The 17,010-nt window shown below is 66.6% G+C and carries 21 protein-coding genes; 12 read left to right on the top strand and 9 right to left on the bottom strand.

What is annotated here, in order from left to right; genetic code table 11:
* Positions 1–10 precede the first annotated feature (10 nt).
* Genes AO684_RS09370 through accD form a run of 3 tightly spaced genes read right to left on the bottom strand, consistent with a single transcriptional unit; the run spans position 11 to position 2,703 of the window.
* A complete protein-coding gene (locus AO684_RS09370; RefSeq protein ID WP_054302483.1) occupies positions 11–451 on the bottom strand; it encodes a hotdog fold thioesterase in 441 nt (146 codons plus the stop codon).
* The gene (locus AO684_RS09365; RefSeq protein WP_054302482.1) at positions 451–1,728 is read right to left on the bottom strand and encodes a folylpolyglutamate synthase/dihydrofolate synthase family protein; all 1,278 of its coding nucleotides are present in this window, start codon (positions 1,726–1,728) and stop codon (positions 451–453) included. Before AO684_RS09365 ends, AO684_RS09370 begins: the two co-directional genes overlap by 1 nt.
* 60 nt (positions 1,729–1,788) lie before the next feature.
* The gene (accD, locus tag AO684_RS09360) at positions 1,789–2,703 is read right to left on the bottom strand and encodes an acetyl-CoA carboxylase, carboxyltransferase subunit beta (RefSeq protein ID WP_054302481.1); all 915 of its coding nucleotides are present in this window, start codon (positions 2,701–2,703) and stop codon (positions 1,789–1,791) included.
* 164 nt (positions 2,704–2,867) lie between these two features.
* Here accD and AO684_RS09355 point away from each other — a divergent pair, with 164 nt between their 5' ends.
* From AO684_RS09355 to msrB, 4 genes are all read left to right on the top strand, one after another.
* Positions 2,868–3,503 (top strand): hypothetical protein, encoded by a 636-nt coding sequence (locus tag AO684_RS09355; RefSeq protein ID WP_054302480.1) that lies wholly within the window; start codon positions 2,868–2,870, stop codon positions 3,501–3,503.
* A 133-nt stretch (positions 3,504–3,636) separates the two neighbouring features.
* Positions 3,637–4,410, top strand: a complete 774-nt coding sequence (locus AO684_RS09350) for a DUF6478 family protein (RefSeq protein ID WP_054302479.1) — start codon at positions 3,637–3,639, stop codon at positions 4,408–4,410.
* A gap of 13 nt (positions 4,411–4,423) precedes the next feature.
* Complete coding sequence (locus tag AO684_RS09345; protein WP_054302478.1) at positions 4,424–4,798, top strand: hypothetical protein; 375 nt, start codon at positions 4,424–4,426, stop codon at positions 4,796–4,798.
* 136 nt (positions 4,799–4,934) lie between these two features.
* Positions 4,935–5,372, top strand: a complete 438-nt coding sequence (msrB, locus tag AO684_RS09340) for a peptide-methionine (R)-S-oxide reductase MsrB (RefSeq protein ID WP_054302477.1) — start codon at positions 4,935–4,937, stop codon at positions 5,370–5,372.
* 13 nt (positions 5,373–5,385) lie between these two features.
* On the opposite strand, the gene map is transcribed toward msrB, so the two are convergent.
* Positions 5,386–6,195, bottom strand: a complete 810-nt coding sequence (map, locus tag AO684_RS09335; RefSeq protein WP_054302476.1) for a type I methionyl aminopeptidase — start codon at positions 6,193–6,195, stop codon at positions 5,386–5,388.
* A 107-nt stretch (positions 6,196–6,302) separates the two neighbouring features.
* Here map and AO684_RS09330 point away from each other — a divergent pair, with 107 nt between their 5' ends.
* Genes AO684_RS09330 through aroC form a run of 4 tightly spaced genes read left to right on the top strand, consistent with a single transcriptional unit; the run spans position 6,303 to position 9,844 of the window.
* The gene (locus AO684_RS09330) at positions 6,303–7,022 is read left to right on the top strand and encodes a molybdopterin-binding protein (protein WP_054302475.1); all 720 of its coding nucleotides are present in this window, start codon (positions 6,303–6,305) and stop codon (positions 7,020–7,022) included.
* 11 nt (positions 7,023–7,033) lie between these two features.
* Positions 7,034–7,744 carry a GNAT family N-acetyltransferase gene (locus tag AO684_RS09325; RefSeq protein WP_054302616.1) on the top strand — a complete coding sequence of 237 codons (711 nt, stop codon included), beginning with the start codon at positions 7,034–7,036 and terminating at the stop codon, positions 7,742–7,744.
* 2 nt (positions 7,745–7,746) lie between these two features.
* Positions 7,747–8,685, top strand: coding sequence for an OmpA family protein (locus AO684_RS09320; RefSeq protein ID WP_054302474.1), 939 nt, complete (start codon positions 7,747–7,749; stop codon positions 8,683–8,685).
* 58 nt (positions 8,686–8,743) lie between these two features.
* Complete coding sequence (gene aroC / locus AO684_RS09315) at positions 8,744–9,844, top strand: chorismate synthase (RefSeq protein ID WP_054302473.1); 1,101 nt, start codon at positions 8,744–8,746, stop codon at positions 9,842–9,844.
* 39 nt (positions 9,845–9,883) lie between these two features.
* Here aroC and AO684_RS09310 read toward each other — a convergent pair whose 3' ends face one another.
* Positions 9,884–10,585, bottom strand: a complete 702-nt coding sequence (locus AO684_RS09310; RefSeq protein ID WP_054302472.1) for a YafY family protein — start codon at positions 10,583–10,585, stop codon at positions 9,884–9,886.
* Between the two features lie 68 nt (positions 10,586–10,653).
* On the opposite strand from AO684_RS09310, the gene AO684_RS09305 reads away from it, so the two are divergent.
* The gene (locus AO684_RS09305) at positions 10,654–11,262 is read left to right on the top strand and encodes a glutathione S-transferase family protein (RefSeq protein ID WP_054302615.1); all 609 of its coding nucleotides are present in this window, start codon (positions 10,654–10,656) and stop codon (positions 11,260–11,262) included.
* Here the strand turns inward: AO684_RS09305 and AO684_RS09300 are convergent.
* The 3 genes from AO684_RS09300 to AO684_RS09290 all read right to left on the bottom strand — a co-directional run bounded on the left by AO684_RS09300 (position 11,259) and on the right by AO684_RS09290 (position 14,123).
* Positions 11,259–12,134: a DMT family transporter gene (locus tag AO684_RS09300; protein ID WP_054302471.1), complete on the bottom strand. Its 876-nt coding sequence runs from the start codon at positions 12,132–12,134 to the stop codon at positions 11,259–11,261. The two genes, AO684_RS09305 and AO684_RS09300, sit on opposite strands and share 4 nt — an antisense overlap.
* Positions 12,135–12,210: 76 nt before the next feature.
* A complete protein-coding gene (locus tag AO684_RS09295; RefSeq protein ID WP_054302470.1) occupies positions 12,211–12,498 on the bottom strand; it encodes an HU family DNA-binding protein in 288 nt (95 codons plus the stop codon).
* A gap of 146 nt (positions 12,499–12,644) precedes the next feature.
* Positions 12,645–14,123 (bottom strand): AMP nucleosidase, encoded by a 1,479-nt coding sequence (locus tag AO684_RS09290; RefSeq protein ID WP_233557055.1) that lies wholly within the window; start codon positions 14,121–14,123, stop codon positions 12,645–12,647.
* Between the two features lie 175 nt (positions 14,124–14,298).
* Here AO684_RS09290 and AO684_RS09285 point away from each other — a divergent pair, with 175 nt between their 5' ends.
* On the top strand, positions 14,299–15,174 hold the full coding sequence (locus AO684_RS09285) for an SDR family oxidoreductase (protein ID WP_054302468.1): 876 nt from the start codon (positions 14,299–14,301) through the stop codon (positions 15,172–15,174).
* On the opposite strand, the gene AO684_RS09280 is transcribed toward AO684_RS09285, so the two are convergent.
* Positions 15,158–15,580, bottom strand: coding sequence for a MarR family winged helix-turn-helix transcriptional regulator (locus AO684_RS09280; RefSeq protein ID WP_054302614.1), 423 nt, complete (start codon positions 15,578–15,580; stop codon positions 15,158–15,160). The genes AO684_RS09285 and AO684_RS09280 overlap by 17 nt on opposite strands.
* Positions 15,581–15,741: 161 nt before the next feature.
* Between AO684_RS09280 and AO684_RS09275 the strand changes: the two genes are divergently transcribed.
* Positions 15,742–16,575: a xanthine dehydrogenase family protein subunit M gene (locus AO684_RS09275; protein WP_054302467.1), complete on the top strand. Its 834-nt coding sequence runs from the start codon at positions 15,742–15,744 to the stop codon at positions 16,573–16,575.
* Positions 16,572–17,010 (top strand): (2Fe-2S)-binding protein (locus AO684_RS22215; protein ID WP_235451253.1); only part of this gene is annotated, 439 nt, incomplete at its 3' end. The genes AO684_RS09275 and AO684_RS22215, both read left to right, overlap by 4 nt.

The following is a 17,010-nucleotide window of genomic DNA, read 5'->3' as shown; positions in this document are numbered from 1 at the left end:
CAAGGCGGGTTCAGCCTTGCGTCTGCGCGTCGGGGATATGCTGGCCGGGCAGGCTGCGGCCATTGGCGCGCAGGGTCGCCACCAGCCTCCCGTCGCCGCCGGTGACCATGATGTCATAAATCGCGCTGCGACCGCTGCGTGACAGCTCGGTCGCCGTGGCGGTCAGCGTCTCGCCGCCACGCGCCGGGCTGACGAAGGTGATCTGGTTCACCTGTGCCACCATCGGCACGTTATGGCTGTTGGCGGCATAGGCAAAGGCGCTGTCGGCCAGCGCGAAGATGAACCCGCCATGGCAGATGCCATGGCTGTTCAGATGCTGCGGCCCCAGATCGAGGCACATCACAGCCCGGCCTGGCGCCACCTCGGCCAGCCGTGTGGCAAGGGTCCGGTTGGCTTCGTCCCCCGCCCACATGGTTGCGGCGCAGGCTTCGGCAAGCGCCTGCGGCTCCATCAGCCGTTGTCCTTGAGCACCGTACCCGCAAGGTAAAGCGAACCACAGATCAGCACCCGCGCCTGTGGGTTGCGGTCAGCGATTCCGGCCAGCGCCGCGCCCACGCTTTCGGCCTCTGCGGCCACGATGCCCGCCTTGCGCGCGGCTTCGGCCGTCACTTCGGCAGGCAGCGTATTCTTCTCGCCCGGAATCGATACGGCATGCAACTCGGCCAGATGCGGCGCCAGCGGACGCAGATAGCCGCCGATATCCTTGGTGTTCAGCATCCCGCAGATGGCGAAGGTCGGACGCGCAGACATGGCGGCCAGCGTCGCGGCAATGGCCTCGCCCCCCGCCGGGTTGTGGCCGCCGTCAAGCCACAGCTCCACCCCCTGCGCCAGATCGACCAGCGGACCCTGACGCAGACGCTGCATCCGGGCGGGCCAGAAGGCGCGGGTCACTGCCGCCTCGCAGGCGGTCTCCGACGCGCCCAGATGGCGCAGCGCGGCCAGCGCCGCCCCGGCATTCTGGATCTGATGCGGGCCGGGCAGGTTGGGCAGCGGCAGGTCCAGCAACCCGGTTTCATCCTGAAACACCAGCCGCCCACGTTCGGTGGTCACATGCCAGTGCTGGCCATGTACCAGAAGCGGCGCCCCCAGCCGGGCGGCGCGCGTCTCGATCACGTCCAGCGCCGCATCTTCCTGCGGGCCGACCACGCAGGGCACGCCGCGTTTGAGGATGCCGGCCTTTTCCCCAGCAATCTCGGGCAGGGTTTCGCCCAGATATTGCTGATGGTCGATGGAAATGGGCGTCAGCACCGTCAGCGCCGGGCGATCCACCACATTCGTCGCATCCAGCCGCCCGCCAAGCCCCACTTCCAGCAGCGTGTAATTCGCTGGGGTGCGGGAAAACGCCAGCAGCGCGGCGCAGGTGGTGATTTCGAAAAACGTGATCTCCTCGCCGCCATTCGCCGCGACGCATTCATCCAGCAGCGAGGCCAGCGCCTCTTCGGAAATCAGTTCGCCCGCCAACCGGATACGTTCATGGAACCACGCCAGATGCGGCGAGGTATAGGCGTGGACAAGCTTGCCGTCGGCCTCCAGCCCGGCGCGGATCATCGCCTGGGTCGAACCCTTGCCATTGGTCCCGGCCAGATGGATCACCGGCGGCAGTGCCCGTTCGGGATGCCCCAAGGCCGCCAGAAGCCGGTGCACCCGGTCAAGCGTGAGGTCGATGATCTTGGGGTGGAACTCCATCATACGCGCCAGAATCGCGTCGGAGCGGCTGGTATCGGTCATCGCGGCCTCGAAGGCGGAATGTTGAAGGGGGAGGGCGGGCCGGTTCTGGCCCGCGAAAGCTCAGCCCTGCGCAGGGGCGGGCTGTTCCACCGGCTGCGCCGGGGGCAGGTCGCCATGCACGGCGGGCGTTTGCCCGGTCAGCATGCGCAGGATGGTGACCAGTTCCTCCCGCAGTTTCTTGCGGTGGGTCACCCGGTCCAGCATGCCGTGATCCAGCAGATATTCCGCGCGCTGGAAACCCTCGGGCAGCTTTTCGCGGATGGTCTGTTCAATGACGCGCGGCCCGGCGAAGCAAATCAGCGCATTCGGCTCGGCAATCTGCACATCGCCCAGCATCGCGTAAGAGGCCGTCACGCCTCCGGTCGTCGGATGGGTCAGCACCACGATATAGGGCAGGCCCGCTTCCTTCAGCATCTGCACCGCCACGGTCGAACGCGGCATCTGCATCAGCGACAGGATACCTTCCTGCATCCGGGCGCCACCGGCGGCGGAAAACAGGATCAGCGGCCGCTTCAGCGCCACGGCCCGTTCAGCCGCTGCCACGATGGCATTGCCGACGTACATGCCCATCGAACCGCCCATGAAGGAAAAATCCTGCGCCACGGCAACAACCGGGGTGCGCAGCATCTCGCCCTCAGCCACCAGCATGGCATCCTTTTCGCCGGTGGCTTTCTGCGCGGCCTTCATGCGTTCGGGATATTTCTTCTGGTCGCGGAAATGCAGCGGATCTGCGACCGGCTCAGGTACTTTCACCTCGACGAAGATGCCGCCGTCGAACATCGCGCTGAAGCGCGCGCGCGGCGTGATCGCCATATGATGATCGCAATGGGTGCAGACGTTCAGGTTCTCCGCCAATTCGCGGTGAAACAGCATCGTCCCGCATTCGGGGCATTTCGTCCACAGGTTCTCGGGTACCTCGCGGCGCGAGAACAGCGAGTTGATCTTCGGGCGGACGTAGTTGCTGATCCAGTTCATACGGGCAGGCCCCTCTTTCTCGGTCGCGTTCCGAAATAAGCCGCGAGGGGCGGAATTGCAATCGCGCGCGCTGTCTTGCCGACGGGGCGGGTGGTCGTGGCGCTCCCGCTTGCCCGGCTGTGGCGCGCGCAGTATGACGTTCCGGTTTTCCGGAGAGCTGTGCCTTGACCGCTGTTTCGCGCCCCTTTCGCCTTCCCACCCTGTTCGCTGCCGCCGCGCTGCTGCTTGCAGGCTGCGTCATGCCCGCAACCGGGCCTGCGGGGGACTACCGGCAGCGCGTCGTGACCGCCACGAAAGTCGCGGTGGCGGCACCGACCGGCTACTGCATCGAACCGGCCTCGGTGGTGGAGCGTGCCGACAGCGCGGTGCTGCTGCTGGGCCGCTGTGCGGGGGACGCGACGCAGGACCCGGCGGTTCTGACCGCCAGCGTCGGGGCGGCTGGATCTGCTGCGGGGCTGGATGTTGCCTCGGGCGGGCGGGAACTCGCAGCGTTTTTCCGGTCTGATCGCGGTCGGGCGGCGCTGAGCCGTCGCGGACGGACCGGGGACGTGACCGTGCATCAGGCGCTGGGCATTCCCGGTGCCTTCCTTCTGCGGTTCGAGGATCGCGGTGCCAGGGGGGCCACGATGCAACCGGAAAGCTGGCGCGCCATCCTGACGCTGCGGGGACGGCTGGTCAGCCTGTCGGTCACCGGGGTCGCCGGACAGGGCGGATTGGACCGCGCCGAAGGCCGCGCCCTGCTGGAAGCTTTCGTCAGGGCGGTGCAGCGTGCCAATCCTGCGGGCAAGCCGGCAGGCTGAGGGACGAAAAGGCGCGAAATTCCGGCGGCTTGGGGTGGCGTTCTTAATTATTTAGGGTGATAAACGAATCGTTTCTTGGCATGAAACGGGTTAACCGGCGGTGCGGACCGTCCGGTGCATCATCAACGGTGACATGGGCAACAAACTCGACAATCTTCTCGACCGACTGATCCAGCGCCGGTTCGAACGGCGTTGGGCGGGATGGGCGGATCGCGCCACGCAGATGGGGCTGGAAGAACTGCGCGACCTGCGGGGCCGTGCCCGCGCCGCGCGCCGCCAGCTGGACCGGGTGATCCATGTCGCGGAACACCGGCTCGCCCTGCCGGTGATCGGCTCCAACGCCTTGCGCAAACCCATGGGGTCCGACTGGGTCTGGCGTCCTGACCTGTGGAAGGGCGAAATTCCGGTGCCGGGCTTTTCCTCTGTCCCTTCCAAACAGCCGGTTTGCGAGGGGGCGACGCTGTTCCACGATTGCCGCCGCTCGGAACTGACCGTGCGGCAGGTGCGCAATACCCGCGAGGCCGATCTTGCCCCCTTCGGGCTGCGGATGGATGTGTTCCGCTTTGACGGCTCGTTCCTGTCGCTGGTGCTCGACCTGCCGCCCGAGTCGGTGCAGGGCTTGCGCCTGCGCCATCTGATCCGGCTTGACGTGATCGTTGAGATGGAGAAGCCGCTGGAAATCTTTGCCCGTCTCAACGTGCGGCATGGCCCGAACGTCGAACAGATCGTGCGCGAACTTCCGCTTGCCGAAGAAGAGGTCATGGTCGAATTCGACCTCGCCTATACGAAGATGAGCGAGAAACGCGTCGAGAAAATGTGGATCGACCTGATCTTCGAAGGCCCGGAGATGAACCAGATCATCCTGCGCGACGTGACGCTGTCACGGCGGCCCCGCGCGGATATTTGAAAGGACGCCTGCCATGGCAGAGGCCAAGCTGACAAAGACGAAAGTCCGGGCCGGGGTCTGGGAGGGGCTGCTGACGGCCGAGGGCGGCGCGCCCGCGCTGGAAGTGCTGCATCTGGAGCAGAAACTGCCGGGGCTGAGCGTGACCGAAGTGCCCGGTCAACCCGGCCATTATGCGGTGCGCCTGCCCATCCCCGCTTCGGTGCTGACCGAGGGCGTGCAGACTTTCCTGTTCCGCGATGCCATCACGGGCGACAAGCTGGGCCATTTCACCATCATCACCGGGGTGGCGATGGAGGATGACCTGCGGGCCGAAGTTGACCTGCTGCGCGCCGAACTCGACATGCTGAAACGCGCTTTCCGGCGGCACTGCCTGGAAACCACGGGCTGAGGCGCGCTGCCGCGTCTGCCGGGCGCGGGCAAAAGTTTTTCTGAAAACTTTTGCAAATTTCTTCAAAGAAATTTGCGGGCTCTGGACTTTCCGACCGGGGGGACCAGATTCATCCCCGACAGGATCAGGAGGCCGCATGTCCCGCTTTGCCAAGACCGCCGAGGCCGTCGCCCGGCTGACCCCCGAACAATATCGCGTCACGCAGGAAAATGGCACCGAGCGTCCGTTCACCGGCGCCTATGACCATCATTTCGAGCCTGGCATCTATGTCGATATCGTATCGGGCGAACCGCTGTTTTCTTCGGCTGACAAATACAACAGCGGTTGTGGCTGGCCTGCCTTTGCCCGTCCCATCGACGAGGCGCATATGGTGGAGCTGCGTGACACCACCCATGGCATGATCCGCACCGAGGTGCGGTCAACCCATGGCGACAGCCATCTGGGCCATGTCTTTCCAGATGGTCCGCGCGAAATGGGCGGGCTGCGCTACTGCATCAATTCCGCCAGCCTGCGCTTCATCCCGAAGGACCGGATGGAAGCGGAAGGCTATGGCGACTGGCTCGACCGGGTGTAACCCCCGGGTCGCTTCACGCCCAGGTGCGGAAGAATTTGCCGGCGGGGGACAGGGTGAAGATCTCGCAGCCCTCTGCCGTCACACCCACCGAATGCTCGTATTGCGCCGAAAGTGACTTGTCGCGGGTGACCGCGGTCCAGTCGTCGGCCAGCACCTTGGTTTCGGGGCGGCCGAGGTTCACCATCGGTTCAATTGTGAAGAACATGCCTTCTTCCAGCACCGCACCGCTGCCCGCGCGGCCGTAGTGCAGCACGTTCGGCGGGGCGTGAAACACCCGGCCAAGGCCGTGGCCGCAGAAATCGCGCACCACCGACATGCGGCTTGCCTCGACATAGGTCTGGATCGCGTTGCCGATGTCGCCGAAGGTATTGCCGGGTTTTACCGCCGCGATGCCGCGCATCAAACCTTCGTGCGTGACCTCGATCAGCCGCTCCGCCTTACGGCCCAGATTGCCTGCCACGAACATGCGACTGGTATCGCCATACCAGCCATCCACGATGACAGTGACGTCGATATTCAGGATGTCGCCATCCGCCAGCACCTTGTTGCCGGGGATGCCGTGGCAGACCACATGGTTGACGCTGATGCACGAGGCATGGCGATAGCCCTTGTAGCCAATGGTGGCCGAAATCACGCCGTGCCGTTCAACCTCGGCGGTGATGAACTCATCCAGCTCGCCCGTTGTCGCGCCGGGTTTCACCAGCGGGATTACCGCGTCGAGGATCTCGGCCGCCACCTGCCCGGCGGCGCGCATCCCGGCGAAATCGGCCAGGTCATAGATGCGGATGCCATCCTTGGTCACGCGGCCGCGAGTCTCTTTCACGGGGTATCCTTTCCTTAAGGCTTGCGTCTAGATAAAGCCTCGGGCAGCAAAAGGCCAGAGCCGGGCGTGTTCAGGCAGGCGCGGCGCGGATCGTCAAGGAGACCGTCATGACCAACCCCACAGCCGCGATGCTGGTGATCGGCGACGAGATTTTGTCGGGGCGCACGCGCGACAGCAATACGCATTATCTTGCGGGGGAACTGACACAGCGCGGAATCCGGCTGATGGAGGCGCGCGTGGTGGCCGATGACCATGCGGCCATCGTCGAGGCGGTGAATGATCTGCGCGGGCGCTGGGATCATCTGTTTACCAGCGGCGGCATCGGGCCGACGCATGACGATATCACCGCCGATGCGGTGGCGGCGGCCTTCGGTCTGGGTATCAGCCATCGCGCCGATGCGATGGCGCTGTTGCAGGCGCATTACGACCGCGCGGGGCTGGAGTTCAACACGGCCCGGCAGCGCATGGCGCGCATACCGGATACGGCAGCCCTGATCGACAATCCGGTCAGCACAGCGCCCGGCTTCACGCTGGGCAATGTGCATGTGATGGCGGGCGTTCCCAACATCTTTCAGGCCATGGTGGCAAGTGTGCTGCCCAAACTGACCGGGGGGGAGCCGCTGCTGAGCCAGTCGCTGCGCGTCAATCGTGGCGAGGGCGAGATCGCGGGGCCTTTCGCCGCGCTGGCGGCTGAATTCCCCGACCTCTCGATGGGGTCTTATCCGTTCATCCAGAACGGTGCGCATGGCACCAATCTGGTCATCCGGGGCACCGACCCGGCGCAGCTGGATGCGGCGATGACCAAGCTTTGCGCGTTGTTCTCGTGATGGGGGGGCTTCTGACGCCGGAAGGGCTCGCCGGGGTGATGGAGACGACATGGCCGCCCGCCCGCAGCTTCGTTGAAGGTCCGTGGCGGCTGCGCGACGGGCAGGGCGGTGGCCAGAGGGTGTCGGCAACCACGGCGGAGGGGGCCTGGACCGAAGCCGATCTGCTTCAGGCCGAAACCGCGATGACCGCGCTGGGGCAGAAGCACCTCTTCCTGATCCGCGCAGGCGATGCCGCGCTGGATGCGGCACTGGACGCACGGGGCTACCGGATCAATGACCCTGTGGTGGCCTATGCCGCCCCTGCCGAGGATCTGGCGCAGCCGGTCAGCGGCATGGCGGCTTTCCTGCATTGGCCGCCGCTTGCGATTGCCGCCGATATCTGGGCGGCCGGGGGCATTGGCCCGGCCCGCCTGGCGGTGATGGATCGGGTATCGGGGCCGAAAGTGGCGATCCTTGGTCGGACCGATGACACGCCTGCCGGTGCCGCCTTTGTCGCGGTGTCTGGCCCGGTTGCGATGCTGCATGCGCTGGAAGTGCCGGTGACGATGCGTCGGCGCGGTGCGGCGGCGGTGATGATGCGGGCTGCGGCGGGCTGGGCGGTGATGCAGGGGGCTACCACCTTCGCCGTGGTGGTGACCGAAGCCAATGTCCCGGCGCGCGCGCTTTACGCGCGGTTGGGTATGGTCGAGGCCGGGCGCTATCACTACCGGCTGAGGGATTGACCATGCGGCGGTTCTGCCTTGGGCTCGCGCTTGCGCTGCTGCCGGGTGCTATGGCTGCGGCACCGCTGTCGCTGCGCCTGCCCGGCCCGGCGACCGAGACCGCCCGCATCACGGAACCCGGCGCCAGCTACCGGATGCCGCTCGGCCCGTGGCAGGACGGTCGGGTCGAAACCCGTGTGGCAGAAGGCACGGTTGAACAGGTGGCCTGGCGCATCGCCGGTCCTGTATCTACGCTGGACCTGCTCGCGCCCCTGCGCAAACAGGTGCAGGCGGCGGGCTGGCAGGTGCTTTACGAATGCGAAACCGATGCCTGTGGCGGCTTCGATTTCCGCTATGATCTGCTCCTGATGACCGAGCCGGACATGCATGTCGATCTGGGCGATTTCCGCTATCTCGCCGCTGCGAAGGGGGATGAGGTGCTGAGCTTGATGGTCAGCCGGTCGCAGGCCTCGGGGTTTGTGCAGATGACGCGGGTTCAGCCCGGCGCTGTCGCAGAGGAAACCGGGTTGCAGCCTGTTGACCTTGGCGAAGCCGAAACACCGCCCGCGGTTGTTCCGGGTGAGGCCCCGGATATCGGTGCCGCGCTGGAGGGGCAGGGCCATGCGGTGCTGGAGGGGCTGGATTTCGCCTCGGGCGCGGCCCGGCTGGAAACCGCGGGCAATCCGGCCTTGCAGGCGCTGGCCGACTGGCTGGCGGCCAACCCGTCGCGGCGCATCGCTCTGGTCGGCCATACCGATGCCTCGGGCAATCTCGCCACCAATCTGGCGCTGTCGAAGCAGCGCGCAGCGGCGGTGCGGCAGGCGCTGATCGCCGCCGGGGCCGATGGTGCGCGGATCGAGGCGCAGGGCGTGGGCTATCTGGCACCCCGCGCCAGCAACCTGACCGAAGCCGGGCGGATGGCGAACCGGCGGGTCGAGGCGATCCTGACCTCAACCGAATAGCGGCGCCTTCCCACGCCGCGCGCTTTGGCGTAAAGGCACTGCGCAAAGGAGTGCGCCCATGAGCCTGAACACCTTCGGTCACCTGTTCCGCGTCACCACCTGGGGCGAAAGCCATGGCCCTGCGCTGGGCGCCACGGTCGACGGCTGCCCGCCGGGGGTGGAGATCGGGGCGGCGGCGCTGCAACACTGGCTCGACCGGCGCAAGCCGGGCCAAAACAAGTTCACCACCCAGCGGCAAGAGGCCGATGCGGTGAAGATCCTCTCGGGTGTCTTCGAGGGGAGATCGACCGGCACGACTATCCAGCTGATGATCGAGAATACGGACCAGCGGTCGAAGGATTACGGCGACATCGCCCGTGCCTTCCGCCCCGGCCATGCCGATCTGGCCTATCATCTGAAATATGGCCTGCGCGATTATCGCGGCGGTGGCCGGTCCTCGGCGCGCGAAACTGCGGCACGGGTGGCGGCAGGGGGCGTCGCGCGCGCGGCGCTGGCCGCGCTGGTGCCGGGGCTGACCATCACCGGCTATATGGTGCAGGTCGGCCCGCACGGGATCGACCGCAGCCGGTTCGATGCGACCGAGATCGAGAGGAACCCGTTCTGGTGTCCCGATGCTGTGGCGGCGGAAGGCTGGGCCGGCTATCTGGATGACCTGCGGCTGAACCACAATTCGGTGGGCGCGGTGATCGAGGTCGTGGCCTCCGGCGTGCCTGCGGGGCTGGGCGCACCGCTTTACGGCAAGCTCGACAGCGATCTGGCGGCGGCGATGATGTCGATCAACGCGGTGAAGGCGGTCGAGATCGGCGAGGGCATGGCGGCGGCGGCGCTGACCGGGGTGGAAAACGCCGACGAGATGCGCATGGGGCCGAACGGGCCGGAATTCCTGTCGAACCACGCGGGCGGCATTCTGGGCGGTATTTCCACAGGGCAGAATGTGGTGTTGCGCTTTGCGGTGAAGCCGACCTCCTCGATCCTGACGCCACGTAAGACGGTCAATCAGGCGGGCGAGGAGATCGAACTGATCACCAAGGGCCGCCATGATCCCTGCGTCGGTATCCGCGCCGTGCCGGTGGGCGAGGCGATGATGGCGTGTGTCCTGCTCGATCACCTGCTGCTGGATCGCGGCCAGACCGGCGGTGTGCGCGGCACCGTCGGGTGAGGCGCAAATCTTTTGCGAAAAGATTTGCAAATTCGTTGATCAACGAATTTGCGCCTTGCCCTGACCGCGCAGGCGGGTGTGAAACGCGCGCAGCAGCGGCACGCGGCGGGGCCGGAAGCTTTCGTCGCTTTGCGTGACCTCTGACATCTGGTGCAGCTTGAAGCGGCGGAAGTCGTTGCGCAAACAGCACCAGGCCAGCAGCATCAGTGATTTGTCCAGCCAGACCACCGACAGCGGCCAGATCCGGCGCTGGCTGTTTTGGCCCGCATTATCCTCATAGCGCAGGTCCAGCGCGCATTCGGCCCAGATCGCCTCGCGGATCAGGCCCAGATGTGGCGGAGCGGGCTGGCGCGGCTCGAAGCGGTAGATTTCCTGCGCGGCATGCAACGCCTGCCGCTGCACCCTTTCGGGCAGGGTGGCGATGATGCGGGCGGCGGCGGTTTCAGCCGCACGGGCCAGCACCGGGTCGCCCGAAAGGCGGATCTCGGCCAGCCCGAGCATCAGCGCCTCGACCTCCATCCGGGTGAACATCTGCGGCGGCAGGGCCGGATCTTCGGTCAGCGTGTAGCCTACTCCGGCCTCGCCCTCGATCCGCGCTCCTGCCGCACGCAGGCTGGCGATGTCGCGGTAAAGCGTGCGCGGCGAGACTTCAAGTTCCTCTGCCAGCCGCGCGGCTGTCGCGGGCGGCGGCAGGCGGCGCAGGGTATCCAGCAGGCGGAACAGGCGGTCGGATCGGGCCATGATGCTGACAGCTTTCGTCAGGAGGGGTGCAGCATAACAGGGGCATGCAGAAAGAAAAGGAGCCTGCCATGCTGACCCTCTGTCACGCGCCCAATTCGCGGTCCTCGCGCATCCTGACCCTGATCGAGGAGATGGGGATCAGGGATGAGGTGGCGCTGCGTCCCGTCACGATCCGCCGGTTTGACGATTCCGGCGGACCGGATGCGGCGAACCCGCATCCCGAGGGCAAGGTGCCGCTGCTGGACCATGACGGGACACTGATCTCGGAAACGGCGGCCATCATGCTTTATCTGACGGCACTGTTCCCGCAGGGGGGCATGGCGCCGCCGCCTGGCGATCCGCAGCGGGGCGCGTTTCTGACCTGGCTGTTCTGGTATGGTGCAGTCATGGAACCCGCGCTGATCGTGGCGCGCAGCGGGCTGTCGCATCCGGCCTTCACCGCCACATGGCGCGGCACAGATGAGGTGGCGGCGCGGATTTCGGCAGCGCTGGCGCGCGGGTCGTGGCTGCTGGGTGATCGCTATTCGGCGGTCGATCTGCTGGTGCATTCGCCTTATGCCTGGTTCCGCGAGGCGACGCCGGACGACCCGGCGATCCGCGACTGGGTGGCGCGGTGTCAGGCGCGCCCGGCGGTGGCAGCGATGCTGGCGCGGGATGCGGCGCTGATGGCGGGTTAGGGCCGCGCGCGGGTCTCGCGGGCGCGCTGCACGGCAAGGATACCGGCCATGACCACCACGACCCCGGCAATGTCGGTGGCCCGGATCTGTTCGCCCAGCAGCGCGGCCGCGATGGCCACGCCAAAGAACGGGTTGAGGAAGTGAAAGCTCGATGCCTTCACCGCGCCGATCTGGTGCACCAGCGCGAACCACAGCACCGTCGCCGCGATGCCGGGCATGAAAATCTGATAAGTCATCGCGGCAATCCACTGCGGGTTCGTCGGCAGGTGCCAGCTTTCCAGCAGCCCGCCCGCGACCCACAGAACCGCCGCCCCGACCCACATCTGAAGCCCGACGATGATCCACAGATTGCCGCCCGACGCCGCGCCGCGCAGGGTCAGCGTTGCGGTGGCCAGCGCCAGCGCGGCGGCAAGGCAGAAGACCACGCCCAGCGGGTCGGCTCCGCCGGTCAGCCGCGCCGCCATGATCAGCGCCACGCCACTGAAACCGAGGCCAAGGCCCAGCACGCCCAGCGGTGACAGCCGCTCCCCCCGGAAGGCCCAGCCCAGGGCCGCAACGATCAGCGGCATGGAAGAGGCGATGATCGCGGCCAGCGATGCCTCGATCCATTGCATCGCGATGAAATTAAGACCCAGATACAGGGCGTTCTGGCACAGGCCGAAGATCAGCGTGGCCCGCCATTGTGCGCGCGTCAGGCACAGGCTTTGCCCCAGCAGCAGGCCGATGCCGACCGCAACCACGCCCGAGATGCTGAACCGCAGCGCCAGCGACAGCAGCGGCGGTGCGTCGGCCACGATGATGCGGGCTACGGCATAGGCCGAAGACCAGATCAGGGCGAAGCACAGGCCGGTGACAAGGGCGCGCAGGTTCACGGGGCAATCCGGGCAAAGGAAGGGCGCAAGAAAAAGGCCGCCTCGCGGGCGGCCTTGGCGAACGGCGCGGGGCCGATCAGGCGTTCACGCTGTCTTTCAGCGCTTTCGCGATGGTGAATTTCACCTGCTTGTCGGCCGGCTTGGTCACGGTTTCGCCGGTGGCCGGGTTGCGCACCTGACGTTCCGGGCGGGCGCGGCAGACGACCTTGCCAAGGCCCGGCAGCGTGACGGCGCCACCGGCAGCCACTTCACGCGCCACGATGGCGGCGATCGCATCCAGCGCGGTGCCGGCGGTTTTCTTGTCGGCGCCCATGGCTTCGGACAGGGCGGCCACGAGTTGCGTCTTGGTCATCGGTTTCGACATTTTTCTTTCCTTTGGTCTTGTCCCCGCCTTTGGGCGGAGAATAAGCCCCTCGGGGCATTGATGGACAGTGCTACACAGGTTTTCGCGGCAAAGTGCAAGCCCAGAATGCCGGGATGCGCGCCCTGCCGCGCTGCTGCATCGCAGCGTTACAGGAAGGCGGTTTCCTCGAAGCTGCGCAACTTCCGGCTGTGGATACGTTCAACCGGCATGTCGCGCAACTGTTCCATGGCGTGAATGCCGATCAGCAGATGGCGCGCAACCTGACTGCGGTAGAAATCGGTTGCCATGCCGGGCAGCTTCAGCTCGCCATGCAGCGGCTTGTCCGAGACGCAGAGCAGGGTGCCATAGGGCACCCGGAAGCGGAAGCCGTTGGCGGCGATGGTGGCGCTTTCCATGTCCAGTGCGACGGCGCGCGACTGGCTGAGCCGCTGCACCGGGCCGGACTGGTCGCGCAGTTCCCAGTTGCGGTTGTCGATGGTGGCAACCGTGCCGGTGCGCATGATCCGTTTCAGTTCGTAACCCTGCAACTGCGTCACATGTTCCACCGCGCGCTCCAGTGCGATCTGGATTTCCGCCAGCGCCGGGATCGGCACCCAGATCGGCAAATCGTCGTCCAGAACGTGATCCTCGCGCAGATAGGCATGGGCCAGCACGAAATCGCCAAGGCTTTGCGAATTGCGCAGGCCGGCGCAGTGACCCACCATCAGCCAGGCATGTGGGCGCAGCACGGCGATATGGTCGGTCGCGGTCTTGGCGTTCGAGGGGCCGACGCCGATATTGACGAGCGTGATGCCCTGCCCGTCGGGGCGCTTCAGGTGATAGGTCGGCATCTGCGGCATCTTGGGCAGCACCACAAGATCGCCGTCAGGCGTGGTAATCTCGGCATTGCCGGGCGCCACGAACGAGGAATAGCCCGAGGCCGGATCACCCAGAACCTTGCGGGCATAGGCCTCAAATTCATCCACATAGAACTGATAGTTGGTGAACAGGACGTGGTTCTGGAAATGCCCGGCATCGGTCGCGGTGTAATGCGAAAGCCGCGCGAGCGAGTAATCCACCCTTTGCGCTGTGAACGGCGCCAGCGGGCGCGAGCCGTCGGGATACTCGGTCAGCACGCCGTTCACGATGTCGTCGTTCGTGGTGGCCAGGTCCGGCACGTCGAACACGTCGCGCAGCGGGAAGTCCAGCACGCCCTCCTGCGGCACCAGAACGCCGGGGCGGTTGGCCAGCGCGAAATGCACCGGGATCGGGGTTTGCGACGGGCCGATGGCGATGGGCACGCCGTGGTTTTCGATCAGCAGGCCAAGCTGCTGGATCAGGTAGTTACGGAACAGGTCAGGCCGGGTGATCGTGGCGACATAGGTGCCGGGCTGGGCCACATGGCCGAACGACAGCCGCGAATCCGCCTTGGCAAAGCTGGTGGTGACCAGCCGGATCTCGGGGTAGCAGGCGCGCAGCCGCGTCTCGGGGCGGTTGCCCTGCATCACAGCATTGAAACCGGCGGTCAGATGCGCGACGGCGGCATCGTAAAGGTCTTGCAGCCGGTCAACGGCGGCGGTCGGATCGGTGAAATATTCCTGCGCCGGATCGGCCGGCGCGTTTTGCGTTTCGGTAAACTGCGTCACATCTTTTTCCATTTTTTGATCGCCCTTTTTGCACCTTTGCCGGGGGGCAAATCAAGTCTGTTATGGGGGCGCTAACGCAGGCTGGTGAAAGCCGCGTGACATGCGGTCGCGCCGCCACGGCTTGCCAAGGGCGGCGACAGGGCCGAAAACGGGGGAAAGGGAAGGGCGGGGCAGGATGGAACGGCATTTACTGGCAATCGGTTACGGCTATTCGGCGCGGGCACTGACGCGGCGGCTTCTGGCGCAGGGCTGGCTGGTCACCGGCACCACCCGCAGTGCCGACCGCGCGGCGGCCATGGCGGCAGAGGGCGTAACGCCGCTGATCTGGCCCGGCGTCGATCTGGCCGGAGCCGTGGCGGGGGCAAGCCATATCCTGCTTTCCGCCGCGCCGGATGCGGCGGGCGATCCGGTTCTGACGGCGGCGCCGGAGGCGTTCGACCGGCCGCTGCCGGGGCTGCGCTGGCTGGGGTATCTGTCCACCACCGGGGTCTACGGCGATCACGCGGGCGGCTGGGTGGATGAGACGACACCCCTGACGCCCGGCACCACGCGCGGCCATCAGCGCGTCGCGGCTGAGGCTGGTTGGCAGGCGCTGGCCGCCGCTCAGGGGCTGCCCCTGCATATATTCCGCCTTGCCGGGATCTACGGCCCCGGTCGTGGCCCGTTCCGCAAGGTCAGGGACGGCACTGCGCAGCGGATCGTGAAGCCGGGGCAATATTTCTCGCGCATCCATGGCGAGGACATCGCGCAGGTGCTGGACGCTTCGATCAACCAGCCCGAGCCGGGGGCGATCTACAATGTCTGTGACGACGACCCATCGCCGCCGCAGGACGTGCTGACCCATGCGGCCGAGTTGCTGGGGGTGGACCTGCCGCCGGTCGTGCCGATCGACGAGGCTGAGATGACGCCGCTGGCCCGCAGTTTCTATGCCGAAAGCAAGCGGGTGCGGAATGACCGGATGAAGCGCGATCTTGGCGTGCAGCTTTCCTATCCGACCTACCGGGAGGGGCTGGCGGCGCTATTGGCCGAACACCTCAGGTCAGGCGATTGAGGAGCGCCATAAGGTGCGCCCGTTCTGCCCGGTTCAGCGGTTCCATCGTGGCGGCGCTGATGCGCAGCCCGTCGGCATAGCGCGCAGAGACAAGTGCTGCGCCCGCCTCGGTCAGTGTGACGGTCAGGCGGCGTTTGTCGCCCGGATCGGCGGCGCGGGTCACAAGGCCCAGCTTTTCCAGCCGGCCCACCACGCCTTTCACCGTCGCCGCATCCATCGAGGCCGCGCGGCCCAGATGGTTCTGGCTCAGCGGCCCCTGCTGGTGCAGCCGCACCAGACAGGCGAATTGCATGGCGGTGATTTCGGGGATGTGCTGCGAGAAGATCGCAAGGTGGCGCTGCGTCACCCGCCGCAGCAGGTAACCGACCTGATCGTCCAGCACATAGGGTTCGGTTTCCTCGCTCACCCCTCTCCGATAGCGGCGGGGGGCGGCGGGGGCAAGCGCTTTGCCATCAAAACCCTTGCCATCAAAATCGTTGACAGCGGGCGGCAGATCGCCGCAGGATGTTTGCATACAAACAATCTACCCGCCGTTCCCGCCCCGACCCGCAACCCGCGAGGCCGTTTGTGACCGATTACGCGCGCCCCGATACGCTTGACCAGGCGCTTGGCCTTCTGGCCGCGGGCGGATGCCGTGTGCTGGCGGGGGGGACGGATCTTTATCCCGCCACACAGCGACAGGCCTTGGGCTTTGCCGTGCTGGACCTGACCGCGCTGCCGGGGATGGCCGAGATCCGCGAAACCCCCGAGGGGCTGTGTATCGGCGCGGGGGTCACATGGTCCGCTCTGGCCGCTGCCAATTTGCCGCCCGCCTGTGCGGCCCTTCAACAGGCGGCGCGGCAGGTGGGGGGCTGGCAAATCCAGAATGCAGGCACGGTGGGTGGCAATCTTTGCAATGCCTCGCCCGCCGCCGATGGTGCGCCGCCGCTGCTTGTGCTGGAGGCGGAGCTGGAGCTTGTCTCGCCCCGTGGTCCGCGCCGCCTTCCACTGGTCGAATTTCTGACCGGCGCACGACAAACGGCGCTGGCGGCGGATGAACTGCTGCTGACCCTGCATCTGCCGCGCCGGGCGCTGGCGGGGCGGTCGGCCTTTCAGAAGCTGGGCGCGCGGGCGCATCTGGTGATCTCCATTGCCATGGTGGCGGCACGGCTGCGGCTGGAGGGCGGGGTGATTGCCGAGCTTGCATTATCCGCCGGGGCCTGTGCGCCGACCGCGCGTCGTCTGGCAGCGGCGGAAACGGCCTGCCGGGGTCTGCCGCTGGCCGAGGCACTGGCGCGCATCACGCCCGATCTGTTGGCTGCTGACCTTGACCCGATCAACGACGTGCGCGGCAGCGCCGCCTATCGGCTGGAGGCGGCGGCAGAACTGACCCGCCGCGCGATGATGGAGGCGGTGGCATGAGCTGCGTCAACGGCAAGCCTGTCTCCTTCATCGGCACCACCCGACGCCTGTCGGATGCGCTGCGGGAGGAGGCGGGGCTGACCGGCACCAAGGTCGGTTGCGATGCCGGTGATTGCGGCGCCTGCACCGTGCTGCTGGATGGCGCGCCGGTTTGCGCCTGCCTCACGCCCACCGCCCGCGCCAAGGGGCGCGCCGTCACCACCATCGAGGCCGACGATCCGCTGCTGACGGCGCTCCGCGCCGGCTTTCTGCGCCATGGTGCGGCACAGTGCGGCATATGCACCCCCGGTATGCTGATGACGGCGCTGGCGCTGCTGCGCCGGAACCCCGCGCCCTCGCGCGCCGAGGCTGAGGCCGCCTTGGGCGGTGTTCTGTGTCGCTGCACCGGCTATCAGGCCATCATCACGGCGGTCTGCGATACCACGCCGCCGCCCG

This window comes from Gemmobacter sp. LW-1 (genome assembly GCF_001303875.1).
Classification (GTDB): domain Bacteria; phylum Pseudomonadota; class Alphaproteobacteria; order Rhodobacterales; family Rhodobacteraceae; genus Gemmobacter; species Gemmobacter caeni.
This window is presented reverse-complemented; position numbering and strand designations above follow the sequence as displayed.